21 protein-coding genes are annotated in these 23,778 nt (G+C 63.4%); 10 read left to right on the top strand and 11 right to left on the bottom strand.

Annotation, left to right across the window (positions count from 1 at the left end):
* Nucleotides 1-137: 137 nt before the first annotated feature.
* A complete protein-coding gene (locus HNQ60_RS09110; RefSeq protein ID WP_184330879.1) occupies nucleotides 138-1,388 on the bottom strand; it encodes a GTP cyclohydrolase II in 1,251 nt (416 codons plus the stop codon).
* Between the two features lie 171 nt (nucleotides 1,389-1,559).
* Between HNQ60_RS09110 and HNQ60_RS09105 the strand changes: the two genes are divergently transcribed.
* The 3 genes from HNQ60_RS09105 (at nucleotide 1,560) to HNQ60_RS09095 (ending at nucleotide 3,295) form a co-directional block, all read left to right on the top strand.
* Nucleotides 1,560-2,009: a GNAT family N-acetyltransferase gene (locus HNQ60_RS09105; RefSeq protein WP_184330877.1), complete on the top strand. Its 450-nt coding sequence runs from the start codon at nucleotides 1,560-1,562 to the stop codon at nucleotides 2,007-2,009.
* Nucleotides 2,010-2,163: 154 nt separating this feature from the next.
* Nucleotides 2,164-2,634: a hypothetical protein gene (locus tag HNQ60_RS09100; protein WP_184330875.1), complete on the top strand. Its 471-nt coding sequence runs from the start codon at nucleotides 2,164-2,166 to the stop codon at nucleotides 2,632-2,634.
* Between the two features lie 34 nt (nucleotides 2,635-2,668).
* On the top strand, nucleotides 2,669-3,295 hold the full coding sequence (locus tag HNQ60_RS09095; protein WP_184330873.1) for a VOC family protein: 627 nt from the start codon (nucleotides 2,669-2,671) through the stop codon (nucleotides 3,293-3,295).
* 104 nt (nucleotides 3,296-3,399) lie between these two features.
* On the opposite strand, the gene HNQ60_RS09090 is transcribed toward HNQ60_RS09095, so the two are convergent.
* Nucleotides 3,400-3,738, bottom strand: coding sequence for a DUF4180 domain-containing protein (locus HNQ60_RS09090; protein ID WP_184330871.1), 339 nt, complete (start codon nucleotides 3,736-3,738; stop codon nucleotides 3,400-3,402).
* Nucleotides 3,739-3,795: 57 nt separating this feature from the next.
* On the opposite strand from HNQ60_RS09090, the gene HNQ60_RS09085 reads away from it, so the two are divergent.
* The gene (locus tag HNQ60_RS09085) at nucleotides 3,796-5,214 is read left to right on the top strand and encodes an amidase family protein (RefSeq protein WP_184330869.1); all 1,419 of its coding nucleotides are present in this window, start codon (nucleotides 3,796-3,798) and stop codon (nucleotides 5,212-5,214) included.
* 45 nt (nucleotides 5,215-5,259) lie between these two features.
* Here the strand turns inward: HNQ60_RS09085 and HNQ60_RS09080 are convergent, their stop codons facing one another.
* Genes HNQ60_RS09080 through HNQ60_RS09065 form a run of 4 tightly spaced genes read right to left on the bottom strand, consistent with a single transcriptional unit; the run spans nucleotide 5,260 to nucleotide 10,955 of the window.
* The gene (locus HNQ60_RS09080; RefSeq protein ID WP_184330867.1) at nucleotides 5,260-5,901 is read right to left on the bottom strand and encodes a biliverdin-producing heme oxygenase; all 642 of its coding nucleotides are present in this window, start codon (nucleotides 5,899-5,901) and stop codon (nucleotides 5,260-5,262) included.
* Nucleotide 5,902: 1 nt separating this feature from the next.
* Nucleotides 5,903-8,293: a hybrid sensor histidine kinase/response regulator gene (locus HNQ60_RS09075; RefSeq protein WP_184330865.1), complete on the bottom strand. Its 2,391-nt coding sequence runs from the start codon at nucleotides 8,291-8,293 to the stop codon at nucleotides 5,903-5,905.
* Nucleotides 8,283-8,735 (bottom strand): response regulator, encoded by a 453-nt coding sequence (locus HNQ60_RS09070; RefSeq protein WP_184330863.1) that lies wholly within the window; start codon nucleotides 8,733-8,735, stop codon nucleotides 8,283-8,285. The genes HNQ60_RS09075 and HNQ60_RS09070 overlap by 11 nt, the downstream gene beginning before the upstream one ends.
* A gap of 3 nt (nucleotides 8,736-8,738) precedes the next feature.
* A complete protein-coding gene (locus tag HNQ60_RS09065; protein WP_184330861.1) occupies nucleotides 8,739-10,955 on the bottom strand; it encodes an ATP-binding protein in 2,217 nt (738 codons plus the stop codon).
* Between the two features lie 406 nt (nucleotides 10,956-11,361).
* Between HNQ60_RS09065 and HNQ60_RS09060 the strand changes: the two genes are divergently transcribed.
* From HNQ60_RS09060 to HNQ60_RS09050, 3 genes are all read left to right on the top strand, one after another.
* Nucleotides 11,362-12,822: a DEAD/DEAH box helicase gene (locus HNQ60_RS09060; RefSeq protein ID WP_184330859.1), complete on the top strand. Its 1,461-nt coding sequence runs from the start codon at nucleotides 11,362-11,364 to the stop codon at nucleotides 12,820-12,822.
* A gap of 205 nt (nucleotides 12,823-13,027) precedes the next feature.
* Nucleotides 13,028-14,017 (top strand): nucleoside hydrolase, encoded by a 990-nt coding sequence (locus HNQ60_RS09055; protein ID WP_184330857.1) that lies wholly within the window; start codon nucleotides 13,028-13,030, stop codon nucleotides 14,015-14,017.
* A gap of 11 nt (nucleotides 14,018-14,028) precedes the next feature.
* A complete protein-coding gene (locus tag HNQ60_RS09050) occupies nucleotides 14,029-14,877 on the top strand; it encodes an isopenicillin N synthase family oxygenase (protein ID WP_184330855.1) in 849 nt (282 codons plus the stop codon).
* A gap of 141 nt (nucleotides 14,878-15,018) precedes the next feature.
* Here the strand turns inward: HNQ60_RS09050 and HNQ60_RS09045 are convergent, their stop codons facing one another.
* The 5 genes from HNQ60_RS09045 to HNQ60_RS09025 form a co-directional block, all read right to left on the bottom strand.
* The gene (locus HNQ60_RS09045; protein WP_184330853.1) at nucleotides 15,019-16,971 is read right to left on the bottom strand and encodes a pyrroloquinoline quinone-dependent dehydrogenase; all 1,953 of its coding nucleotides are present in this window, start codon (nucleotides 16,969-16,971) and stop codon (nucleotides 15,019-15,021) included.
* Between the two features lie 19 nt (nucleotides 16,972-16,990).
* Nucleotides 16,991-17,308, bottom strand: coding sequence for a c-type cytochrome (locus HNQ60_RS09040; protein ID WP_184330851.1), 318 nt, complete (start codon nucleotides 17,306-17,308; stop codon nucleotides 16,991-16,993).
* A gap of 76 nt (nucleotides 17,309-17,384) precedes the next feature.
* Complete coding sequence (locus HNQ60_RS09035; RefSeq protein ID WP_184330849.1) at nucleotides 17,385-18,383, bottom strand: hypothetical protein; 999 nt, start codon at nucleotides 18,381-18,383, stop codon at nucleotides 17,385-17,387.
* 59 nt (nucleotides 18,384-18,442) lie between these two features.
* Nucleotides 18,443-19,225, bottom strand: coding sequence for a DUF3014 domain-containing protein (locus HNQ60_RS09030; RefSeq protein ID WP_184330847.1), 783 nt, complete (start codon nucleotides 19,223-19,225; stop codon nucleotides 18,443-18,445).
* A gap of 85 nt (nucleotides 19,226-19,310) precedes the next feature.
* Nucleotides 19,311-20,108: a class I SAM-dependent methyltransferase gene (locus HNQ60_RS09025; RefSeq protein WP_184330845.1), complete on the bottom strand. Its 798-nt coding sequence runs from the start codon at nucleotides 20,106-20,108 to the stop codon at nucleotides 19,311-19,313.
* 189 nt (nucleotides 20,109-20,297) lie between these two features.
* Here HNQ60_RS09025 and HNQ60_RS09020 point away from each other — a divergent pair, with 189 nt between their 5' ends.
* The 3 genes from HNQ60_RS09020 to HNQ60_RS09010 are packed head-to-tail and all read left to right on the top strand — an operon-like array spanning nucleotide 20,298 to nucleotide 23,679.
* Complete coding sequence (locus HNQ60_RS09020; protein WP_184330843.1) at nucleotides 20,298-21,776, top strand: alpha/beta hydrolase; 1,479 nt, start codon at nucleotides 20,298-20,300, stop codon at nucleotides 21,774-21,776.
* Complete coding sequence (locus HNQ60_RS09015; RefSeq protein WP_184330841.1) at nucleotides 21,773-22,504, top strand: ABC transporter ATP-binding protein; 732 nt, start codon at nucleotides 21,773-21,775, stop codon at nucleotides 22,502-22,504. Before HNQ60_RS09020 ends, HNQ60_RS09015 begins: the two co-directional genes overlap by 4 nt.
* Nucleotides 22,501-23,679, top strand: coding sequence for an ABC transporter permease (locus tag HNQ60_RS09010; protein WP_184330839.1), 1,179 nt, complete (start codon nucleotides 22,501-22,503; stop codon nucleotides 23,677-23,679). Before HNQ60_RS09015 ends, HNQ60_RS09010 begins: the two co-directional genes overlap by 4 nt.
* The last annotated feature ends 99 nt before the right edge of the window (nucleotides 23,680-23,778 follow it).

Genomic DNA, 23,778 nt, shown 5'->3' with positions numbered 1-23,778 from the left:
ATGACGTCCGACTGAAGTCGGACCCACAGCCAGAGTCCGACCCAGAACCGTGGCCCGCCTCTGGTTGTGGGTCCGGCTTTAGCCGGACGTCATCGCCAAAGGCGAGTCTCGCTCCAGTCGCTTTCACAGTCGAAGTCTCAGTAATCCTTCAGATCCCGCCCAACGACTTCCGCCGGATCGCGCGGGACCTCGTCGGTCGCGAAGTAGCCCGCGGCCTTCTTCGCTTCCATCTCCACATTCGCATCCTGCGGAATGAGTCCGGGCGGAATCGGCACACGCGTATCGACGGAGATGCCGGCTGCAACCAGGGCGTCGTACTTCATGTTCGACATCGACACGAGCCGGTTGATGCGCGTGATCCCGAGCCAGTAGAGCACATCGGGCATCAACTGCTGAAAGCGGGCGTCCTGCACGCCCGCGACGCATTCGGTTCGCGCGAAGTACGTCGATGCCTGGTCGCCGCCCGGCTGACGTTTGCGCGCGTTGTAGACAAGGAACTTGGTGACCTCGCCGAGTGCGCGACCTTCCTTGCGGTTGTAGACGATCAGCCCCGCGCCGCCCGCCTGCGCTTCGCGAATGCATTCCTCGATGCCGTGAGTGAGATACGGCCGGCACGTGCAGATGTCGGAGCCGAACACGTCGGAACCGTTGCATTCGTCGTGGATTCGACAGGTGAGCCGCCGTCCGGGGTCGTGAATCGCCGCCGGATCGCCGAAGATGTATAGAGTCATGCCGCCGATGGGCGGCAGGAAGACCTGCAAGTCGCGCCTCGTCACGAGCTCCGGATACATGCCTCCCGTCTGTTCGAACAGCGTGCGCCGGAGCGTCGACTCTTTCACGCCGAAGCGTTCGGCCACGCCCGGCAGATACCAAACGGGCTCTATCGCCGCCTTGATCACCGCGACTTCGGCGTTGTCGCGCACGATCGTTCCGTCCTGCTGCAGTCGTCCGGCAGCGATCGCCTCGCGAACCTCGGGCAATGTCAGTCGCGCCTTCGTGATGGCGATCGTCGGGCGAATGTCGACGCCGCGTTCGATCTCTTCGCGGAAGTCCTCGGTGATGCGATGGCCCCAGGGATCGAGCGATACGATCTTCTCCTTCCCGACCCATTGCGGATGCGGGCCGACCGGCACGATGGGGTCCGTATCCTTCAGGTCGGGACGCATGCCTGCTTTCAATGCGCCGGCGGAGACTGCGAGCGCACGGTAGATCGAATACGCGCCGCCGTGCGCGCCGATCACGTTGCGATCCGCACTACCGCCGATCGAGCCGATCACGGGACCACGCTCGCGAGCGGTCGGTGCCCCCCACGTGATCGGGAAGTTGTTAGGCCGTCCGCCGGAAGAATGCGACGTGAGGCGGATGTGGCCGGAAGAATTGCGCGTCATGCGGGAGCCACCGTTCCATGTAGAACGAAACTCCGATCATGCCTGCGTTTGGCGGGCTACGAAACGGGCGTTTGTCGCAAAGCGTCTTCGAAACGCGCGCCGAGGTTGTGCGGCGCGGGCAGCCGCCGCAGAATCCGATGCCTTCACGCTAATCCGATGCTGGGAACACTGATGACTGCGACCCGAATTCGTGAACTGCGCGCCACAGATCGCGCCCGCTGGGATGAGCTGTGGGCCGGCTATCTCAAGTTCTACCGCTACGAGCTTCCGGCTCACATCACGGAGTCGACGTGGCAGCGGCTGATCGATCCGTCGGTGCAGCCCTACGGATTCGTCGCCCTCGATGGCGACGATCGCGTGATCGGGATCGTCCACTATCATTTCCACCTGTCGACCTGGTCCGTCGAGGGCTACTGCTACCTCGAAGACCTGTTCGTCGATCCGGCGGTCCGCGGACTTGGTGCCGGTCGTGCGCTGATCGAAGCAGTCTATCGAGCCGCCGATGCGCGCGGCGTGAAGCGCGTGTACTGGCATACCGAGAATGACAATCACACCGCGCAAGCGCTCTACAACAAAGTCGCGACTCTTTCGCCGTTCGTGCAGTACCGGCGGAAGGCCTGAAGATTCACAGAGACGGAGTTTCACAGAGCCGGAGTTTCACACGGAGCTCACGGAGTTCACGGAGGTTTCCGGAGAGAGAAAAATTCCTTCTCCGTGGTCTCCGTGAGCTCCGTGTGAAACTCCGGCTCTGGCTGAGCGTGACCCAGGAGATGGCATGAATAGTGAGACACGGAAGAATCCCGCACTGTTCGCCATTTTCGCTGGCGGTGGTATCGCGGGATCGCTCGATATCACCTACGCCATCCTGATCTCGGCTTTCCGGGGCACGCCGCCGATGCGGTTGCTGCAGTCGGTGGCAACGGGCCTGCTCGGACCGGGAGCCTATGAAGGAGGTGCGTCGACTGCCGTGCTGGGCTTCGTGCTGCACTTTCTCATCGCATTCATGATGGCCGCGGCCTTCTATCTCATCAGCCGCAGGTTCGACTTCCTCGTTCGCCGGCCTGTGGTGTCCGGCCTGATCTACGGTGCGATCCTGTATCCGTTCATGACGCAGGTCGTGCTGCCGCTGTCGGCGTATCCGCATCCGTTCGTGTTCCGGCCGCTCTTCTTTGCGATCAACCTGTTCGTGCACATGTTCCTGGTCGGCCTGCCGATCGCGCTGGCCACGAAGAAGGCGTCGGGGTAGGGAAAATGAGAGCGTCCGGCGTTAGCATCGCCGCATGAACAAGCGTCCCCGCCGCGGTCGCCCGGCTCACGATGACGTGCTGACGCCGAAGGAATGGCACACGCTGCATGCGATCCAGCATGGCATGACTCAGCGTGCCGTCGCGAAGCGGCAGGGCGTCAGCGTCGACGCAGTGAAGTATCACGCTCGAAACATTCGCGAGAAACTTGGTGTCGCGGACCGCAGCGAGATGCGCCGCTGGTTCCGTGCACCGCGCGACAGTGCGCTTGCAAAGGAGATTCCCGTGGAAGCACCGCTGCAACTCGGTCCGATCGGGCAGATCGCAAGAACGGTCCGGGACATTCGCGAAGCAAGCGACTGGTACGGTCGCACGCTAGGCCTGCCGCACCTCTACACGTTCGGCCATCTCGCGTTCTTCGATTGCGGTGGCACGCGACTGATGCTGACGGACCAGCACGGCGTCAAGGCAGACGAGTCGATCCTGTATCTTCGCGTGCCGGACATCCAGGCAGCCCATCGCGAACTGGGTGAACGGGGCATCCAGTTCGACGCCGCGCCTCACATGATCCACAGGCACGCCGACGGCACCGAGGAATGGATGGCATTCTTCAAGGACCCGGAAGGCCGGCCGCTCGCGATCATGGCGCAGGCACGGAAGTAGGCTCCGGCTGTGAGTCATTCCCGCGAAAGCGGGAATCCATCCGGTTCCGGCTGTGGGTCCGGCTTTGGCTGGACCCACAGCCAGATGCCGCACCCACGATGAGCTCACGCTCGTTCCACCAGCCACCGCACCGCCTCCTCCCTCGTCCCCACCATCCTGATCACCGGGTGCACGCGATGCTCGAGCGCAAGCTCTGCCCAGCGTGCTCCATGCGCCGCGGGATCGGGCATCACCAGCGCCATGCGGATTCCATAGTTCACGCACTTCTGCAGCAGTTCGCCGGCCAGTCGCGTCTGCAGCGTCAGAAAGGCTGGTGTCAGATTCGCTTCGGTCAGCAGCAGGCCGCCCTGGCTCATTGCGCTGCCGATGACGTCGTTGATATCGGCCAATGTGCCGATGCGAACGGCGGATCCAGGCTCGAAGATGTCTGAAGTGGAGTTCATGGCATTGAGTGGAAGGCGTACGATTCGTCACGAGCGGTCGTGGAGTTCAGCGGGACCATGCGCAACGAAGATGCCAGCCTGATCGAGCTCGACGCAACTGCCGCGGTCGCGGCGATGAGTCGCGGTGAAGTCTCCGCGGAGAGATACGCAAACGCACTGCTAGCGCAGGCCCACAGACTGGAATCGCTTAACGCCTTCCGAACCCTCGACGCTCAGCAGGTCCTCGAAGCAGCTCGTGCTCACGATATCGCGCGAGCGGGCGGACGGCCGTGCGGTGCGCTGCATGGCCTGCCGATTCCGGTCAAGGACAGTGTCGATACAGCCTCGCTGCCGACATCCAACGGCACGCGGGCTCTTCGTGATTTCCGGCCACTCGACGATGCAGCGGTACTGAAGCCGTTGCTGGCGCACGGCGCGATCGTCATGGGGAAGACCAATCTCCACGAACTGTCGCGCGGTTACACGAGCAACAACGGCGCTTTCGGTGCCGTACGCAATCCTCACAACGTCGATCATGTGCCGGGTGGGAGCAGCGGCGGCTCCGGCGCTGCGGTTGCGGCGCGCATCGCGCCACTGGCTGTTGCAGAGGACACGCTGGGTTCGATCCGCGTGCCTGCCAGCATGTGCGGCATCGCGGGCTTCCGGCCTTCCTACGGCCGCTATTCCGGTCAGGGCATCATGGCGCTGACGCTCGACAAATTCGATCAGGTTGGACCACTCGCGCGATCTGTTGCGGATCTCACACTGTTCGACAGCGTCGTGACGGGAGACTTCTCGTCGATGGCCACTCGCTTGCCGGGCGATGTGCGCCTGGGGGTCGCGCCGGATCTTCTCGGCGGCCTCGATAGCGAGGTCGAACGCGTGATTCACCAGGCGTTGCAACGCTTGCGCGAAGCGGGCGTATCGATCGTCGATGTGAAGTTGCCGGCCAGTGCGCAGCATGCGCTGACAGCGGCGAGCATCATCATCGGCTACGAGAACATGCTCAGCATGTCGAAGTACCTGCGCGAGCAGGCGACCGGCATTTCGTTCGAGCAACTGCTCGATCAGATGAGTCCCAATCTGAAGATTTTTTACCAGACAACCGCGCCGCCAGGTCACGAGGTCTACGAAGTGGCCCTTCGCCAGCGCGATGCGCTGCGCGCGGACATGCAGGGCTTCTTCGCCGAGCAACGTATCGACGCGCTCGCGTTTCCGCCGATCCTGGTACCGCCGCCGCCCCTGGGCGACAACTTCGAACTCGAGGTGGCCGGAGAGCGGATGCCCATTCGCAAGGTCATGGGTAGGAATACGGCACTCGGCAGCGTCGCGAGCCTCGCCAGTCTCGTGCTCCCTGCGGGTACGGTGCGTGGCCTGCCGGTGGGAATGGAGTTCGCTGCGGTGACTGGGGCGGACAGGCAGTTGTTGGCAGTGGGGCGGGTGCTGGAAGGGATACTGGGGCGCCTGGCGGCGCCGGCTCTGAGCTGCGAGCGGTGAGCAGCCGAGGGTCCGGCTCTAGCCGGGCGCTATGCGAAGCATCCGTCACTCCCGCGCACGCGGGAGTCCATGCCTCGGATCCGGATGGACTCCCGCATACGCGGGAGTGACGGAATTTCCCTTCGGGATCTCCGGCGCAAACGTCACCAGCGAACGCTGAAACAACACGAACGCATAGCGCGCGCCCGAGATCATTCCCTGCGCATCCGTTGCGTGCGGCGACGACTCGAGGATCTCGAGGAATGAACGCCATAGCGACGGATTGTGAGCCGCGAGGTAGCTGCGCGCTTCACTGACCTTCGCATCCGGGCTGCTGCACACACGCGCATAGAGCCACCGTGCGCCAAGCCTGGAGCCTTCGAGCACGTAGAGAACGCCGAACATCTCCGATGGCGACGGCGATGCACGACGCAGCACCGGCGGTGTGGCCTGCCGCCCCAGGCGGCGCAGGTCATCGAGCAGCAGGTCAGCGCGCCGCCGTTCCGACCAATCGGGCAGCAACTGGGCAACTCCCGCGGACTCGAGCACGCGCTCGAGTGCGATCAGGGGGCCCGCGCTCGCTTCGAGAAACGCCGCGTAGTGATCGGCATCGCGCAGTTCGTAGCCCGATGCGATACCGTCGAGCTCGCGATGCAGATGATCGGTGGCCTGCTTCAGGGTGCTGCGACGCGAGTGGGGTTCGTTCATTTCAGCGATTGCCGGAGTTGTCATCGAGAACCTGTCGCAGGCGGGCAGCGAGCTCGTCCTGCACGAACGGCTTCGGAATCAGCTGCACGCCTGGATCGAGCCGGCCGTGATGCACGATGGCATCGCGTGGATAGCCCGACGCGAACAGCACCTTCAGCGACGGATGCTGTTCGGATGCGGCGCGGGCGAGCTGCTGGCCATCCATTCCACCGGGAAGCACGACGTCGGTGAAGAGCAGGTCCACCGTGCCTCGCGGCGCGTGATTCAGCACTTTCAATGCACTGGGACCATCGCGGGCTTCGAGCACTTCGTAGCCGAGCTCACGTACGGTTTCCACGGTGTAGCCGCGCACGTCCGGATCGTCTTCGACGACGAGGATCGTGCCGGTGACTTGCTGTTCATCCTCAGTCGCTGCGATGGGCCCGTCCGCTGTCGCGATCGGTCCCGTATAGCGCGGGAAGTACATGGTGATCTGCGTTCCGAGTCCGGCCTGCGAAGTGATGCGCACCTGGCCGCCGGATTGCGTTACGAATCCGTAGACCTGCGAGAGCCCGAGCCCGGTCCCCTGGCCGATGCCCTTCGTGGTGTAGAACGGCTCGAACGCATGCGCGAGCACTTCCGGCGTCATGCCGCTGCCCGTATCGAGCACTCGCAGCACGACGAAGTCGCCTTCGCTGATCTCCGCATCGAAGAGGTTGGGCAGCGCGTTGAAATCGACGTTGAACGTTTCGATCGACAGCCGGCCGCCTTCGGACATGGCGTCGCGTGCATTGACGGCGAGATTGAGGAGCGCTACTTCGAGCTGGTTCTCGTCGATCTCGGCCAGCCACAGCTCGGTGTCCATTTCGGTGTGAACTTCGATGAGCTCGCCGAGCGTTCGCCGCAGCATCTCGGAGATGTTCTCGACGAGCTGATTGATCGCAACGGGTCGCGGGTCGAGCGGCTGGCGGCGCGAAAACGCCAACAGATGCTGTGTCAGGTTCGCTGCACGTCGCGCGCCAGCCATTGCGTGGTCCGCTGCCCGGCGCAGACGCGGCAACTCCGTGGGCAGCTTGCGCTGCAGCGTTTCGAGATTGCCGACGACGATCTGCAGGAGGTTGTTGAAGTCGTGCGCAACGCCTCCGGTGAGCTGGCCCACCGCTTCCATCTTCTGCGATTGCCGTAACGCTTCCTGGGTCTGGGCAAGCCGGGCTTGCGCCTCGCGATCCTCGGTTACATCGCGACCAACCAGATAGATACCGGCATGGCCCGGCGTCGCGGACCACGAGATCGAGCGATACGTGCCATTGGCCGATCGCATGCGGCACTCGAACGGTCGCAGCGTCTCGTGCATCGTGCGCACGATCGCTTCGCGAGTGATGAACAGATCGTCCGGATGAACGAATGATTCGAGCTGCCGGCCGGGCACAGCATCCAGTCGATAGCCGAGCGCCGACTCCCAGGCCGGGTTGATTTCGATCAGTACGCCGGCCGCATCTGTCACTGCAAGCAGATCCCGCGACAGCTGCCACAAGTAGTCACGTTCCGCGATCTGGTGCGCGACGCGCGCCTTGAGCGTCTGGTTGAGCTCCTGGAGGTCGGCTTCCTGGTGCTTGCGTTGCGTGATGTCCGCAACCACGCCGACAAAGCGTGTGCAGGCACCGTCTTCGAAGAAGGCGCGCCCGACCAGCGACAGCCAGCGTTCGTCGCCGTCCGTCCTGCGCATCACCCGGCATTCTTCGGCGACTTCGCCGGTGCTGCCAGGCGCCATGGCAACTCGCAATGCGCGTTCGATGCGCTCACGGTCGAGCGCATGGCACTGGGCGAAGAAGCGGTCATGATCCACGCTCTCTGACGTGGAGAGACCGAAGAGCTCACGGCAGCGCGCGTCCCAGTGCAACGTATCCGCAACGGGGTCGTACTCCCATTTGCCGAGCCCTGCTGCATCGAGCGCGAGCTGCGTGCTCGACTCGCTGACCCGCAATGCCTGTTCGGCGCGAAGGCGATCCTGCTTCTCGCGGGCTTCCGAGATGGCGCGATCGACGGCGGCGGGGAGACGGTTCAGGCCTCGCTTCATCACGTAGTCGGTCGCGCCGCGACGCAGTGCATTGATGGCGAACTCTTCGCCGACGACGCCGGAGACAAAAATGAACGGCAGATCCGGGCTCTGCTCGCGCACCATGTCGAGTGCGGTGAGGCCATCGAAATCCGGCAGCGAGTAGTCGGCGAGAATGATGTCGAGTTCCGCCGGACGCAGTGCGTTCAGGAACTCTTCGCGATTGGTCGCGCGCTCGAGATCGCAGCCGATGCCAGCCTTCGACAAATGGCCGAGCAGCAGCTCGGCGTCGATGTCGCTGTCTTCCAGCAGGAGGACGCGCAGCGGCCGCTGCAGATTGAGAGCTTCAGCTGCCATGGCGCCCGCGCGGCGGCGGTTCGTTCAGGACGCCCCAGAACATGCCGAGATCCTGGATCGCTTCGAAGAACGCGTTGAAATCGACCGGCTTCACCACGAACGCATTCACGCCGAGCTCGTAGCTGCGCACGAGGTCACTTTCCTCCCGCGATGACGTCAGCATGACGACAGGAATCTGGCGATGGTCCGCGTCACCCTTCAGCCGCTCGAGGACCTCGAGTCCGTCGACCTTCGGCAACTTCAGGTCGAGCAGCACCACTGCGGGATCACCGGGGTAGCGATCCGCATGAGCGCCGCGGCGATAGATGTAGTCCAGCGCTTCGGCGCCATCGCGGGTCAGCACGATGGAATTCGCGAGCTGACATTTCGCGAGCGCGGCGAGCGTCAGCTCGATGTCTTTCGGGTTGTCTTCGACCAGCAGGATCGGTCGCAAGTCAGCCATTGCTCAACTCTCCTTCCGACTTGGGATTGCAAAGCGGAAACAGGCACCGCGGTCGACTTCGCCCTCGGCGCTGATCCAGCCGCCGTGGCGTTCGACGATGCGTTTCGTCAGGGCAAGACCGATACCGGTGCCTTCGAAATCCTCCATCCGGTGCAGGCGCTGGAACACGCCGAACAGTTTGTGCACGTACCGCATGTCGAAGCCCACGCCGTTGTCGCGGACTTCGTAGATGCATTCGCGTTCGTTGCCGTCGCCGCGCACGCTGATCGTCGCGGGCGTCCGGTCACGGCTGTATTTGATTGCGTTGCCGATCAGATTCACCAGCGCCTGGCGCAGCATCGCTGCGTCGCCCCACGCGGACGGAAGCCGTTCGAGCTGCCATACGACCTGGCGTTCGCGGATGTCGGGTTCGACCGTGCGCAGGACTTCCTGCAGCAGCTTGTTCATGTCCACGTTGCCGTGAGCGAGCGAAGTGCGTCCCAGATGCGAGAAGCTCAGCAGGTCATCGACGAGCTGGCCTGCTGTGGCAGCCGCTTCATTGATGCTCTCGAGATAGTGCTGCGCCTTCTCGCTCAGGTTCTTTTCCCGATCCCGCAGCAATTGCGTGTAGCCGACGATGTGCCGGAATGGAGCACGCAGATCGTGGCTGATCGAGTACGAGAACGACTCGAGCTCGCGATTCGTACGCTGAAGCTGGCTGGTCAGCGCGGCGTGCTCTTCCGCACGTCGTAGCACGATGTTGATCATCGCGGAGCGAAAATCGAGAGCGGCATCGATGTGAGCGCGACTCCACGGTTCCGCCCGCAATCGCTGCTGCTCGGCCCAGCTCGCGAACGAGTGTCTCGGCCGTAGCGGTTCGGTCGTCGACGGCACGGCCTTCTGCGGATCACCTGCCCAATGCACGGTGCGCACCACTTCCGGCCGGAACCATAAAATGAAGCTGCGGTGGAGCTGCGAGATCGACACGGCAAGCACGCCGCTAGCCACGTCGGCAATGTCCGCGAACTCCGGTTGCTGCTGGCCGAGATTGGCTGTCACGAACTGATCGCCGCCGTGTTGCGTTTCGATCCAGTCAGCGAGGCTGCGCAGCCGGTCCCCGGAAGGTGTCTCGCCGGATGCGAAGACTTCGTTGCCGGTGATGACGGCAGCGCCTGCCGCGTCGGTCAGGTTCATCCACAACCGGCCCTGGCTCGCGAGCGCGCGAGAGGGCGACTCCGCCGTCGTGAGATGGACCAGCAGCTGCGCTTCCAGGTGCTTGAGCCTGATGCGGTCGGCCGCATAGGAACTGTGTTCGCGCGACGCGATCTGGTGACTGAGCATCGTGCCCAGCAGATCGCACGCAGTCCGCATCTGCGCGTTGACTCGCCGCGGCTGCGCGTTGTGACACGACACCAGTCCCCAGAGCCGCCCTTCGACGAGGATCGAGATCGACATGGAAGCGAGCGTTCCCATGTTTCGCATGTACTGCAGATGCACGGGGGAGACGCTGCGCAGCGCTGCGAGGCTCAGATCGAGCGAGGCCTTGTCGAGAGGATTTGCGCTCGGATGAACGGGCACAGGCGTGTAGTTCGCGTCGGGAATCAGGCGCAAGCGGTTGGTGCGATAGAGCTCGCGCGCCTGCGCGGGAATGTCGGATGCGGGAAATCGCAGCCCGAGATACGAAGGCAGCACACCGTCGCTGTCTTCGGCGAGCACTTCGCCATTCCATTCCGCATCGAACCGATAGATGAGAATGCGGTTGAAGCCGCTGACGCGACGGAATTCACGCGCGGCCACGGCGCAGGCTTCCTGAATGCCTGACAGATCCTGCAGCTGGTCCATGAAGCGGCCGATGCGCGGATACAGCGCTCCGATCGTTTCATTCTCCGTCGCTGGCGGTTCCTCGAACTCGAGAATGATGCCTTGCGCCGTTCGATGGCCGAGCACCTGCAGCGTCTTCGCGCCGCTCGAAGTGGTGCGCAGCAGAGTGATGTCCTGGGAGTCGAGCCAGCGGCGGACTTCTTCAGCCAGCGAAGCTCCGAAGATCTCGCGCAGCGGTCGATCGATGATGTGTGCGTCGCAGCCGAGGATCTCGGAGCAATTCACGCTCGCCTGCAACACGGTCAGGCTTTGCGGATGGCAGACGATCAGCGCGCCGTGAGGCTGGATCGTCCCCGGAATCCGGATCGGCTCCTGGGCACAAGTATCGAGCGGCAGTTGCGTTTTCAGCACCGATGACATGGTCGCTTGCACTAGTTAGCGGCGATGCCTCGCATTCCAGCTGCCTCGCCGACTGATCGCGTTGTTCGTACCCGCCTGAATGAATCCGACCCGATGCCCCGGTCCGCCGCGCCGGCGAACGGATGCACCTTGCATTGCCGGGGGCCGCGACAGCAGCGCCGGCATTCTTGAGCAGTGCCAAAAATGCCCGGACGGTAGGAAATGTTCCGGTATGAGCGAATGCCTCAGTGCATTCCTTTCCGATTCCCTGTAGAGTCCGCGCCGCCTATACAAGCTGCCGTCCGGTCAGCTCGTTCATTTGTCGAGAATTTCACGGCCCACTGGCCGTCTCGAACTTGTCTCCCGCCTTTACTGGACCCGCGACGCTTCGGCTCGCGAGCAGGTGCGGTAGAGGAATCCTTAAGTCATGCCATTTGCTTCTCTCGGGCTCCTGCCCGAACTCACCCGTGCGCTCGCGGATCGTAACTACACGCAGCCCACGCCCGTTCAGGCGCGCGTCATCCCGGAAATCCTCGCGGGGCGCGACATCCTGGCCGGTTCCCAGACCGGTACCGGCAAGACCGCCGGTTTCACACTGCCGCTGCTGCAGCGTCTTCACGCCGCGCAGAATCCATCGCGTTCACCGCGGGCCGTCGTGCTCGTGCCGACGCGCGAACTGGCAGCGCAGGTCGCCGACAGCATCAAGAGCTACGGCAAGTACCTGAACCTTCGCACGCTCACGATTTTCGGCGGAGTGAGCATCAATCCCCAGATCGATGCGCTGCGTCGCGGTGCCGACATCCTCGTCGCGACACCGGGTCGACTCCTCGATCACGCGGGTCAGGGCAACGTGGATCTCAAGCAGGTCCAGGTGCTCGTGCTCGATGAAGCCGATCGCATGCTCGACATGGGATTCATCGCGGACATCCGTCGCGTGATCAAGCTGCTGCCCTCGCAGCGCCAGAACCTGTTGTTCTCGGCAACGTATTCGGACGACATTCGCCGGCTCGCGCAGGGCCTGCTCAAGCAGCCTGTCGAGATCGAAGTCGCACGTCGCAATGCGGCCGTCGACACGGTCGAGCAGAACGTCTACCTCGTGCAGAAGGATCGCAAGCGCGCATTGCTGTCGCACCTGATTCGCGAAGGCGACTGGTCGCAGGTGCTCGTATTCACGCGTACGAAGCACGGTGCGAATCGCCTCACCAAGCAGTTGCAGGACGACGGCATCGAAGCGGCCGCGATCCACGGCAACAAAAGTCAGTCGGCGCGCACGAAGGCGCTCGCGGACTTCAAGGGATTCAACATTCGCGCGCTCGTGGCGACAGAGGTCGCTGCTCGCGGCCTCGATATCAAAGAGCTGCCGCACGTAGTGAACTACGAACTGCCGAACGTTCCGGAAGATTACGTGCATCGTATCGGCCGCACGGGCCGTGCCGGCGCAACCGGCGCTGCACTGTCGCTCGTCTCGGCGGATGAGTCGGGATTGCTCAAGGACATCGAGCGCGTGCTGGGCAAGCGTGTGCCGCAGCTCCAGCTCCCGCAGATTTCCGAACCGCCGGTCGGACGCAGCGTCGCTCCTCGTGAATCGCAGGAATACGCGCCGCACCAAGATCCGCGTCGGCAGTCACGTCCGCAGCAGCCGCAACGTCCCAACGACGGCGGTCACCGATCGGGCCGTCGCGGCCAGGGTCGCCCGCAGGGCAATTCGCAGGGAGGCGGACAGAGGGACGGACGGCCTTCCGGAAATTCGCAGCAGCGCGATTTCCGCGGCAATGGCAATCAGCGTAGCGGCCAGCAGGGGCAGGGACAGCAGCAGGGACGCAATGGCAATCGTCGTGATGGCGGAAACTGGCAGGCGAGGAATCAGGGAAGATCGGGCAATCGCTGACGCAGAAGCCGGCTAGCCACTAGCTGGTAGCCGGCTAGCCAGAGAGGAGTGCGGCTGCACGATGCCGACGGCGCAAGTAAACTTCGGCGTCCGTCATCCCCGCGAAAGCGGGGATCCATCCTGATGAAAGGCGCGGATTCCCGCTTTCGCGGGAATGACAGGCCAAGGGCACGTAGCGTTCCCCTCTCAAGGAAGCCGATTGCCAATGAGCTCAGCAACTGCACGGCCTGTGATCATCGATACCGATGGCGGTGTCGATGATGCGGCTGCGTTGTGGTGGGCACTCACTGATCCGGGCATCGATCTGATTGCGGTCACTGCGGTGGATGGTGTCGTGCCCGCCGCGATTGCAGCACGCAACGTGCTCAAGGTGCTCGCGGCTGCGGGTCGCAGCAATATCCCTGTCGGTGTCGGCGGCGGCCCGCGTCTCGGGCCCGTTCCGAAGCTGCGTTCCACGGATTTCATTCACGGCGCTGATGGTCTCGGCGACACCACGACCGGCGAGTCGGCTTCCACACCGAAACTCGAAGCGGCCGATGGTTTGCTGTACCGGTTGTGCGCGGCGCGGCCCGGCGTCGTTTCTGTCGTGTCGATCGGACCGCTGACGAATCTCGCACGCACGGTAGAGCGTCATCCCGATTGGGCGGGCCAGGTGCGCGAACTCATTGCGATGGCGGGATCGGCGCGCGAGGGCGGCAACGCTTTGCCTGCGGGCGAATCGAATGTGGCGAGCGATCCGGTGGCTGCGGCGATGGTTGTTGCCGCTGGCTGGACGAATCCGCCGTTGATGATCGGGCTCGACGTCACTCACGCGGCGACGCTCACTCAGTCCGAGTTCGATTTGCTCGCGCAGCACCGGACGCATGCAGCCCGTTTTCTCGATGCGCCGCTGCGTTTCTACCGGACGTACGGCTCGACCTTCACTGCGCCGCAATGCCCTTGTCATGACCTGCTCGCAGTCATGGCACTCTCGACGCCAGATCTCATCGTCGAGGCGCCACTGCTGCCGCTGGCCATCGATACTTCGCAGGGCCCCGGCTGGGGAGCGACAATCGTCGACTTCAGGGCGCTCGCATTCGCGAAGCTGAGCGGGGCCCAGCAGCAACGTCCGGAAGGATTTCACGACTGGCGCATTGCGATGCGCGTCGATGTCAGTCAGTTCCGCCGCGGACTCCGCGGTCTGCTCGGCGCGTAGAGGGAATCGTCATGGAACCTGTTCTAGTCGCCGTTTCCTACACCGATCCTGAAGCACCCGCGTTGTTCACCGAATCGCTGCGACGCACGGGGTTCGGCGTGCTGCGCGATCACCCGGTGCCGTACTCGCTCATCGAAGAGATCATGCGCGAATGGCTCGCGTTCTTCGGAACCGACGCGAAATTCAGTTACCTGGTCGAAGGCGCGGGTCGTGAAGGGTTCTTCTCGGAGGCGATCGCCGAGACTGCGAAAGGAAATGCGCGCCGCGATCTGAAGGAATACTTTCACATCTACGAATGGGGCCGATATCCGGCCGAAGTGTCGGATGCGGCGCGCCGCTATTTCCAGCTCGCCAGCACGCTCGCGGCGGAACTGCTCGAATGGGTCGAGCGCCACACGCCCGCGGAAGTCCGCTCGCGTTTCCGCATGCCGTTGTCGCAGATGATCACGAACAGCCCGGATACGTTGCTGCGCATCCTGCGCTACCCGCCGCTGCCCGATGGCACCGACGATGCGATGCGAGCGGCTGCGCACGAGGACATCAATCTGCTGACGGTGCTGCCGGCCTCGAACGAGCGCGGCCTGCAGTTGCTCGATTCGAGCGGGCAGTGGGTCGACATTCCCTGCGACCCGGGTTCGCTGATCATCAATCTCGGCGATATGCTGCAGGAAGCATCGGGCGGCTACTACCGTTCGACGACGCATCGCGTCGTGAACCCTACGGGTGAAGCACGACGGCGCTCGCGCATATCGTTGCCGCTGTTCCTGCATCCGCGACCGGAGGTCGTGCTGTCCGATCGCTGTACGGCAGGGTCGTACCTCGAGGAGCGGTTGACGGAGCTGCGGCGTGGGAAGAAGTGAGGAAGGAAGAGTGGAAGAGGATTTTCCACGGGGTACACGGGGATCACGGGGTAAGACAAACGAAACGGATCATTGAGGAAGAGGGTCTCGTTCTCTCACTGTTTTTCTCCTACCCCGTGGAGAATCCTTCTGCCTCTTTTCTCACGGCAGCGCGAACGCCACCAGCTTCCCCGGCGCGCCCGCGCCACCCGTCGAAACGACGACGTACTGCTTGCCTTTGAGCTCGTACGTCATCGGCGTGCCGAACGGCGGCTCCTTCATTTTGTGTTCCCACACGACGGCACCGGTTTTCTTGTCGAACGCCCGCATGAAGAACTCGGTCGTGGAGTAACCCGGGCCGTCGCTGCGTGTCTGCACCTGGTTCACGAACAACAGCGACTTCGTTACGAGCGGGCCGCCGCTCGAAAGGAACGTGTGGCTCGATGCGCCGAGCGGCGGCAGGTTCAGAGCCTTGAGCAACGGGTGATCGCGTGGGCCGTCGCCGTGTGCCACCTGCCATGCGATCTCACCCTTGTTGAGATCGATTGCCGTGACGACACCATAAGGCGGCTTCAGCAACGGCAATCCCTGCGGACCTGAGGGGCCGACCGGGTTCTGGATCAGATACGCCGTCTTGTGACGCGCCGGATCGCCCTTTACGACAGCGGCCATCGACAGGATGTTCGCGGACTCGAGATACAGGTAGCCGAGTTCTGGATCGAACGCCGAACCGCCCCAGTTCGCGCCGCCCGCGGCGCTCGGTACCTGCAACACGCCTTTCTTTCCGTTCTCGCCAACGATCGTGGGCGGCGTGAAGAGCGGGCCCATCGTGTACTCGCTCGCGATCCTGATCGCCTCGGCCCGCAATTCCGGAGTGAAGTCGATGAGATCGTCGGTCGTGATTCCCTGGCGGGCGAAAGGCGGCGGCTTCGTCGGAAAGGGCTGCGTCGCCGCGGTCTTCTCGCCAGGAACGGTGGATTGAGGAACCGCGCGTTCCTCGATCGGCCATACCGGCTTGCCGGTCGCGCGATCGAAGACATACGTGAAGCCCTGCTTGCTGATCTGCGCGATCGCTTTGATGCGCTTGCCGTCGACAGTGATATCCGCGAGCGTCGGTGCCGCGGGGAAGTCGTAGTCCCACAGACCGTGATGCACACCCTGGAAATGCCAGGCGAGCTTGCCGGTCCTGGCGTCGAGAGCAAGCAGGCTCTCAGCGTAGAGATTGTTGCCGGGCCGATCGCCGCCGAAGTAATCATTGGTCGGTGTGCCGACCGGTACATACACGAGTCCGAGCTCGGGATCGGCGCTCATCGGCGCCCACGCGTTCGTGTTGCCGGAGTACTTCCACGACTCATTGCCCCACGTTTCGACGCCGGGCTCCTTGTCCTGGGGCACGGTGTGGAAAATCCACTTCGGAGCACCGGTGCGCACGTCGAAAGCCTGAATGTGTCCGGCGGGCATCTGCGGCGCGGTGGGACGATCGAAGACCGTACAGCCGAGGACGACGACGTCATTCACGATCATCGGCGGCGCATTGAAACCGACGAAGCGACGATCCTCTTCGCGGCGAATCAGCGCGGCCTGCACATCGACGCGACCGTTCCTGCCGAAGGAATCGATCAGCGCACCGCTGGTCGCATCGAGCGCGATCAGTTCGCCCGTACCCGTTGCGATCAGGATGCGACGCTCGGTGCGATTGCCGACGCGGCCTTCCCAATACGCGACGCCCCGATGCTGCCAGCCGGAGTTCGCCGGCCTGCGTCCGGCGAGATACGCCTGCGGATCGAACGTCCAGATCGTCTTGCCGCTGCCGGCGTCGATCGCGGCGACCTGACTGAATCCGGTGCTCGTGTAGAGCACCCCGCCGATCATGAGGGGCGTTGGCTTGAAGAAGCCGGGGCGCTCTTTCGTTACTGTCGGCACGAGCGCATCGTCCGGACTCACCCAGCTCCACGCCGGCTGGAGGTGTTTCACGTTCGACGCGTCGATCTGAGCCACCGGCGAATATTTGTCGCTGCCCGCGCTGCCGCCGTAGTAGCGCCATTCGGTATCGGGGAAGGCTGTCGTGGGCAGCGCGCACGCGCAGATGAGTAGTGCGAATGATCGGTGTCGCATCGGGCCCCCTCGTTCTTCTTCAGAACTTCATCATTTCTTCGATCGCCGCCTGCAACTCCGCATCGGAGCAATCCATGCAGGTGCCCATCGGCGGCATCGTGTTCAGACCCTGCTTCACGTTCCTGAGCATTGAATCGAAGCCCGCGGCGGCGCGTGATTCCCAATCGTCCTTGATGCCGTTGATGGGAGCGCCATTCCAGCCGGTCGCATGACAGACCGCGCAATAGGTTTGATAGATCTGATCGGCGGGGCGGGCAGGCGTATTCGAGAACGCGCCGCTCGACAGCACGCCGAGCGACGCAGTGCCGGAAGCGAGGATGAGGCGGTGCAATTTCATGCCCCCGCAGTGTACTGAGCGGAGACCGGCGCAGCGGCTTCTTTACGTTCGTTTACTCAGCAGCCACTGGCGGGTACTAGGACCCTTCGCGTTGCATGGACTGGGCATTGGCGCGCTGCAGCCGCAGCTGTGCCCGCTGCAAGGTCAGCTCGGATTCGTGCATGCGCTGGTAAATCTGCATCTGCTCGGTCGAGAGAATGTGCGAGACCGCGGCACGCGAACGGGCGAATTCCTGCTCCGTTCGTTCGAGTTGTTGCTCGCGCATCTGAGTCATCTGTTCAGAGGTGGGTCTCTCATTCGACGCGAACATCGATCCGCGAACGTCGCGCTGTCTTTCGCGTTCAGACAAAGCAGTCCTGAGCTGGGAGCGCTGATCATCGGAGAGCGGCATGCCGGCGGATTGGAAAGCGGTGTCGAGCTGGCTTACCCGCAAGCGGGCGCCCATCGTTTTCTGATAGTCCTCCCAGCGCTGCATCCCATCCGCGCCGAGAACCTGCAACCGCTCGGCCTGGTCCATGCGACGGCGCTCCTCGAGCTTCGCCTGGAGAAGCTCGCGGCGACCGGGATCGGACCCGTCGACGTCGGCGAGATCGAGTCCGCTCGTCGCGCGCAGCTGCTGATCGGCAAGCAGGTCCATGAACTCGTCCGTCTGTTCCTGGGTCAGGCCCAGGTCCGCCGCGAGATCCGGGTAGTTCTGATTCAGGCTCATGCGATGTCGCGTTCGCATCGCCTCCCGGTATTCGGGATCGTTGAGCAGCATCTTCTGCTCGCGCATGAACATCTCGCGGGCCTGCCTGCGCTCCGGATCGGCGGCTGTGGGTTTCGCCTCGACGAGGGACGGAGCACTGGCAACGGGCGGCGGGGGAGCGACCGGCGCATCTTCGGCGGCCGGTACTGATGCGGTCGCATCGAAGGGAGCAGGCCGGGGTTTGCCTGCAGTGCGTTCGAGTTCAGCGATGCGTGTTTCGAGTTCCTGAACGCGCGTCTGTGCGTCGCTCATCTTGCCGTGGAAATGCACGGCTGCCGTGGCGCAGCCCACGGCCAGGAAGCCAATTGTCAGGAGGGCTTTGCTCATCGTCCCTCGCTACTGGAAAAAAGATGAATACCCGCCTGCGCGGGGATGACACCCGTCCATCACTCTCTCTTCGCTACCTCTCGCCGCAATTCGCGCAGCTTCATCTTCAGCGTCGATGCGTTCTCGCTGCCCATGCGGATGAGCAGCTTCTGGCCCGCCGAGAGTTCTTCGAGTGTCGGGTCGGCATACTGATAGAAGACGCCGGGCTGCGTGAGCTTGATGGGCCCCGTGACCTCCGGCGTCTGCAACAGATGGTCGATGACTTCGACCAGCCTGTTGTTGAAGTAAGCGTCGGGGTAGCCCAGCTCGGTGTAGGCCTCCTGGAACAGCGGGTAGTAGCGCTTGTAGAGCGCCGCCACCTGGCGTGTGTCGGTGTTGCGTACGATCGCCATCAGCGTTGCGTAGCGCGTCGAATTCTGTGCGCTCAGTGTGAGCGCATCGTCCTGGCCTTCGACCAGTGGCAACCCCCCGGTCGGATGCAGCGGCCACATCTGGATCGCCGTCTTCTTGCGCGGGAGATTGTCGACGGTGACGACGACGTGGCGAACGATGTTCTTCGGCACGAGGAACTGCTCGAGCGGCCGGCCAAAGACTTCGGCGAGCGATTCCTGCAGGGCCGAGTCGCTTTCGCCAAGGGACGGCAGCGGCTTGTCGGCTGAGGGTGCGTCGATCGGATGATTGCTCGGCTGATCGGGTGCCGTTGCGACCGGCTCGGTCCGCACCTGCTCGGCAACGACGGGCGCTTCCTTGTGCTTGCGCCCGTAGTACAGCGCGGCTCCCAGGCCGGCCACGACAATGATGGGGATGCCCCACCAGAGGTACTTTTTGACGTCGTCTTGCATTGAGACCTCCTGCAACCGGTTGACGGTGGACTGTCGACGGTCAGAAGCAGGCTTCTTTCTCCGACCGTCAACCGTCAACGCTTCATCAGGGCTTCACGAACTTCAGCACGAAGTTGTCCGCCTCGCCGATCGCAATGTACTTCTCGCGGTCCTGATCGCCAAGCGCCAGGGTCGGAGGCAGCGTCCAGACGCCACGTGCCCAGTCCTTCGTGTCCTTCGGATTGGCCAGGATTTCGGACTTGCCGACGTACTTGAAGCCGGCCTTCTCGGCGAGCGCGATCGTGTAGTCCTCGCGCACGTAGCCGTTCTGCGCCTTCGGATCCTGCGGCTTGTCGTTGCTTGCCCGATGCTCCTCGACGCCGAGCACGCCGCCTGACTTCAGCGCCTTGAAGAACGAAGCGAAGACCTGGTCGGCCGTTCCCTGACCCATCCAGTTGTGGACGTTGCGGAAGGTCACGACCATGTCGGCGGAGCCCTCCGGGGCGATGTTGTACGAGCCGCCGCCGAGCTCGCTGATCTTCACTTTGCCGTAGATCGCGTTCTCGTCGATTTTCTTCTTCCAGTTGTCGTACTGCGTCGCGGCGCGTTCGCTCGCGGCGCGGGGAGCGATCGCGATATAGAGCGTGCCCTTGTCGTGCAGATACGGTGCCAGGATCTCGGTCCAGTAACCGCCGCCTGGTGCGATTTCGACGACTGTCATGTTGGGCCGGATGCCGAAGAACTCGAGTTCCTCCTGCGGCTTGCGGGCCTTGTCGCGTTCGACCAGCGTCGATGTGCGATGGGGCGACGCAACGGCCTTGGCCAGTGCCTCGTCTTTCGCCAGTGCTCCCGACAGCGGCGCGGCCGCGAGCGCCAGACCGGCAATCACGTTGATGAATCGCATGAGCGGACTCCGTGGTGAGAAGAATGACCCTTGGAAATCGCGGCGACTGTATCTTCAGCCGCGTGTCGCTGCCAGCACAAGACCATGACCCCATCGCTTGGTTCCAACGGCTCGGCGAAAGAATCACCAGTAGCGAGGGTCAGGCATTACTGACTACCATTGCGACGCGTCGAAAGTACTCCGGCGAACATGAAGAAACGTCGACGATTCCATACCGCTTTCTCTTGCGCCGCGGCAGGCCTGCTGCTCGCCTCCGGTTTTGCAGCGGGCGCGGCCGGACCGATTGACTGGACCGAATGCGGCATCGACGGCGCGATGGGCGGTACTGCGTCAGCCCGCTGCGGATGGATGGAGGTGCCGGAGAATCGGGACGATCCGGCCAGCCGCGGGATCAGATTGCGTGTGACCGTCATCCCTGCATTGCGATTGCAGCCGGAGAAAGACGCTCTGGTGATTCTTGCAGGCGGCCCGGGTCAGGCAGCGAACGACGTGTATGCGTCGGCAAGCGGGGCGTTCGCGGCGATCCGTCGTGATCGCGACATCGTGCTCGTCGATCAGCGCGGCACCGGCCAGTCCAACGCGTTGAACTGCGCGTTCGACGACGACGCGGAAATTCTTACCACTGCCTCGCAGCAACTGCAGGATGCCGCTCGCCAGTGCCTTGCGACGCTGCAGGGCGATCCTCGCTTCTATACGACGAGCGTCGCTGTACGCGATCTCGACGATGTTCGCGCCGCCCTGGGCTACGAGGCGTTCTCGATCTACTCGGTGTCGTATGGCACTCGGGTCGCTCAGCACTATCTGCGTCGCTATCCGTCGCGCGTACGCGCGGCGATTCTCGATGGTGCCGTTCCGGTGGATCTGGCACTCGGTCCCGATATCGCCCTGCGCGCGCAGAACGCGCTCGACTCGGTATTTCAGCACTGTGCGGATGACAAGCTTTGCGCGAAGGCTTTCCCGAGCGTGAAAGAGCAGTTCGATGCGCTGCGCGCTCGACTGCAACGACAGCCGTTGCAGGTGAAGCTGCCGGATCCGCTCACCGCGCAAGTGCAACAGACCTCCTTCGGTCCGATGCAACTCAATGCCGCCGTCCGGCTGCTGACCTACAGCGACGAGACGGCATCGCTGCTGCCTCTTCTTATTCATCAGGCACAGACAGCGCAGCAGCCTGAGCCGATGGTCGCGCAGTACATGATGGTAAAGCGATCGATGGAGCAGGCGCTCTCTTATGGAATGCACTTCGCTGTCGTCTGCAGCGAGGATGCTCCGCGCTGGGACCTGGAGAAAGTCTCGACCGCATCGCTGGATGCAACCTACCTCGGAGCGAGCTTCATGGTGGGCATGCGTGCGGTCTGCGATATCTGGCCGCGAGGCATCGTCGACGACGATTTCAACGCGCCGCTCAAGAGCGATGCGCCGGTGCTGATTCTTTCGGGCAGCAACGATCCCGTGACTCCTGCTGAGTACGGCCAGCGTGCACTCGCGTCGTATCCCAACGGCCGGCACCTTGTGCTGGCGGGGCAGGGCCATGGCCAGTTCGCCACGGGGTGCATGCCGCGCGTGTTGGCGGCATTCGTACGTGGCGGCACAACGGCAGTGGAGACCAAGTGCCTGGACGGTGTGAAGCCTGCGCCGTTCATGCTGTCGTTCACGGGGGCGGGGCCATGATCCGCGTCTCCAATCTCCGCAAACACTTCGGTGCCGTGCAGGCGCTCGATGATGTTTCCTTCACGGCGGCTGACGGTCGGATCACGGGACTGCTCGGTCACAACGGAGCGGGCAAGTCCACGACGTTGCGCATTCTGAGCACCGTGATGCGTGCCGACAGCGGCTCAGCCACCGTGAACGGACATGACTGCACCACGCAATCGTTGTCAGTGCGGCAGTCGCTTGGCGTTCTGCCGCATTCGAGCGGACTCTATGTGCAGCTCACCGGGCGCGAGAACATCGAGTACTACGGCAAACTCCATGGCCTGAGAGGCAGTGAGCTCAGGAACGCGTGCGACGCGATGATCGAGCGGTTGGGGATCAGTGCCGTCGCTTCCCGGCGCGCGAAGGGCTACTCGCAGGGTGAGCGATTGAAAGTCGCTCTCGCCCGCGCACTGATCCATCGGCCGAAGACGGTCATCCTCGATGAGCCGACGAACGGACTCGACGTCAACGCGGTGCGCATGCTTCGCGAAATGATCCGTGAACTGAAGCAAAGCGGTTGTTGTGTGCTGTTCTCCAGTCACGTCATGCAGGAAGTCGCCGCGTTGTGCGACGACATCGTGATCATCGCGCGCGGGCGTGTCGTAGCTCAGGGAACACCGGAGCAGATTCTCGCCGCACTCGGAACCAACGATCTCGAGGAAGCCTTCGTGCGGGCAGCGGCTGCTGCCGAGGATGCGGCATGAGCATCCTCGGCACCGTGTTCCTCAAGGAAGTGCTCGAGAACCTGCGCGACCGACGCGTGGTGCTTTCCGCTTTCTTCTTCGGCGTGCTGCTGGCCCCCGCGCTGTTTGCGCTCACGACGACCATCGCGTCGAATCGCGCCGTTCGCGATCAGGAGCAACCGCTGAAGCTGCCGGTGATCGGTGCCGAGCGCGCACCGAATCTGATGCAGTTCCTCGTCGAGCACGGGGCCGAGATCGAATCCGTGGCGTTTGGCCCGGACGACGCAGTCGCCAAAGTGCGCTCCGGCGACTACAACTTCGTGCTCATCGTGCCCGACGCATATGGCGAGAAACTCGCTCGCGGCGAACCGGCGCCCCTGAATCTTGTCCTGGATACGGCGAATACACGGGCCGGCGGAACGACGGAACGTGCGAGAAGGCTCCTCGATGCCTATGGGCGGCAATCAGCGGCACTGCGACTGCTGGCGCGTGGCATCGGTCCGGAAGTCATGACGCCTGTGGAAGTGCGCGGCATCGACGTTGCGACGCCGGCGGGTCGCTCGGTGCTGATCCTCGGCATGATGACCTACTTCTGCCTGATGTCGATGCTGGTAGGCGGCTTCTATCTGGCGATCGATACCACGGCCGGCGAACGCGAACGAGGTTCGCTCGAGCCGTTGCTGTCACTGCCGGTCACTCGCGCGCAGCTCATCGTCGGGAAGATTCTGGCGACCTGCGCCTTCATGGCCGTGTCGCTGTTGCTGACGTTGGTCGCGACCGCCATCGCGCTGTCGTTCGTGCCCCTGGAGGCGCTGGGCATGTCGGCGAACTTCGGCCCGAAGATCGTGCTGGCGATCTTCGGCGTGATGGTCGCGTTCGTGCCGCTCGGTGCTGGGCTCATGACCGTTGTCGCGTCGTTTACGCGCAGCAATCGCGAAGCGCAGACATGGTTGTCCGTCGTGCTCATGGTGCCGCTCGCGCCGATCATGTTCGCCGTGATGAACGGCACGCGGCCCACCGCGAATCTCATGGCGATCCCGAGTCTCAGCCAGCATCTGCTGGCGACCGATCTGATGCGCGGCGACGGCATCGATCCCCTTCACGTCGCGATCTCAGTGGCAACGACTCTGGGTCTGGGGCTCATCCTGATCTGGATCGCGACCCGTCTGTATCGACGCGAGGCGATTCTCGGCTGACGAATGCGATGACTCGCGTGCAGGAAGTTGCGCGCGATACAACGAATCCCTTCAGACCGATTCGTAACCGCACCCGCGGCGAACATTCATGCCGTGTGA

The sequence above is a fragment of the Povalibacter uvarum genome, from assembly GCF_014202975.1.
Taxonomy (GTDB): Bacteria; Pseudomonadota; Gammaproteobacteria; order Steroidobacterales; family Steroidobacteraceae; genus Steroidobacter; species Steroidobacter uvarum.
This window is presented reverse-complemented; position numbering and strand designations above follow the sequence as displayed.

Bases quoted from the DNA above. Each gene is read 5' to 3' on its own strand.
- HNQ60_RS09110 (WP_184330879.1), bottom strand. From the start codon at position 1,388: ATGACGCGCAATTCTTCCGGCCACATCCGCCTCACGTCGCATTCTTCC.
- HNQ60_RS09105 (WP_184330877.1), top strand. From the start codon at position 1,560: ATGACTGCGACCCGAATTCGTGAACTGCGCGCCACAGATCGCGCCCGC.
- HNQ60_RS09100 (WP_184330875.1), top strand. From the start codon at position 2,164: ATGAATAGTGAGACACGGAAGAATCCCGCACTGTTCGCCATTTTCGCT.
- HNQ60_RS09095 (WP_184330873.1), top strand. From the start codon at position 2,669: ATGAACAAGCGTCCCCGCCGCGGTCGCCCGGCTCACGATGACGTGCTG.
- HNQ60_RS09090 (WP_184330871.1), bottom strand. From the start codon at position 3,738: ATGAACTCCACTTCAGACATCTTCGAGCCTGGATCCGCCGTTCGCATC.
- HNQ60_RS09085 (WP_184330869.1), top strand. From the start codon at position 3,796: ATGCGCAACGAAGATGCCAGCCTGATCGAGCTCGACGCAACTGCCGCG.
- HNQ60_RS09080 (WP_184330867.1), bottom strand. From the start codon at position 5,901: ATGAACGAACCCCACTCGCGTCGCAGCACCCTGAAGCAGGCCACCGAT.
- HNQ60_RS09075 (WP_184330865.1), bottom strand. From the start codon at position 8,293: ATGGCAGCTGAAGCTCTCAATCTGCAGCGGCCGCTGCGCGTCCTCCTG.
- HNQ60_RS09070 (WP_184330863.1), bottom strand. From the start codon at position 8,735: ATGGCTGACTTGCGACCGATCCTGCTGGTCGAAGACAACCCGAAAGAC.
- HNQ60_RS09065 (WP_184330861.1), bottom strand. From the start codon at position 10,955: ATGTCATCGGTGCTGAAAACGCAACTGCCGCTCGATACTTGTGCCCAG.
- HNQ60_RS09060 (WP_184330859.1), top strand. From the start codon at position 11,362: ATGCCATTTGCTTCTCTCGGGCTCCTGCCCGAACTCACCCGTGCGCTC.
- HNQ60_RS09055 (WP_184330857.1), top strand. From the start codon at position 13,028: ATGAGCTCAGCAACTGCACGGCCTGTGATCATCGATACCGATGGCGGT.
- HNQ60_RS09050 (WP_184330855.1), top strand. From the start codon at position 14,029: ATGGAACCTGTTCTAGTCGCCGTTTCCTACACCGATCCTGAAGCACCC.
- HNQ60_RS09045 (WP_184330853.1), bottom strand. From the start codon at position 16,971: ATGCGACACCGATCATTCGCACTACTCATCTGCGCGTGCGCGCTGCCC.
- HNQ60_RS09040 (WP_184330851.1), bottom strand. From the start codon at position 17,308: ATGAAATTGCACCGCCTCATCCTCGCTTCCGGCACTGCGTCGCTCGGC.
- HNQ60_RS09035 (WP_184330849.1), bottom strand. From the start codon at position 18,383: ATGAGCAAAGCCCTCCTGACAATTGGCTTCCTGGCCGTGGGCTGCGCC.
- HNQ60_RS09030 (WP_184330847.1), bottom strand. From the start codon at position 19,225: ATGCAAGACGACGTCAAAAAGTACCTCTGGTGGGGCATCCCCATCATT.
- HNQ60_RS09025 (WP_184330845.1), bottom strand. From the start codon at position 20,108: ATGCGATTCATCAACGTGATTGCCGGTCTGGCGCTCGCGGCCGCGCCG.
- HNQ60_RS09020 (WP_184330843.1), top strand. From the start codon at position 20,298: ATGAAGAAACGTCGACGATTCCATACCGCTTTCTCTTGCGCCGCGGCA.
- HNQ60_RS09015 (WP_184330841.1), top strand. From the start codon at position 21,773: ATGATCCGCGTCTCCAATCTCCGCAAACACTTCGGTGCCGTGCAGGCG.
- HNQ60_RS09010 (WP_184330839.1), top strand. From the start codon at position 22,501: ATGAGCATCCTCGGCACCGTGTTCCTCAAGGAAGTGCTCGAGAACCTG.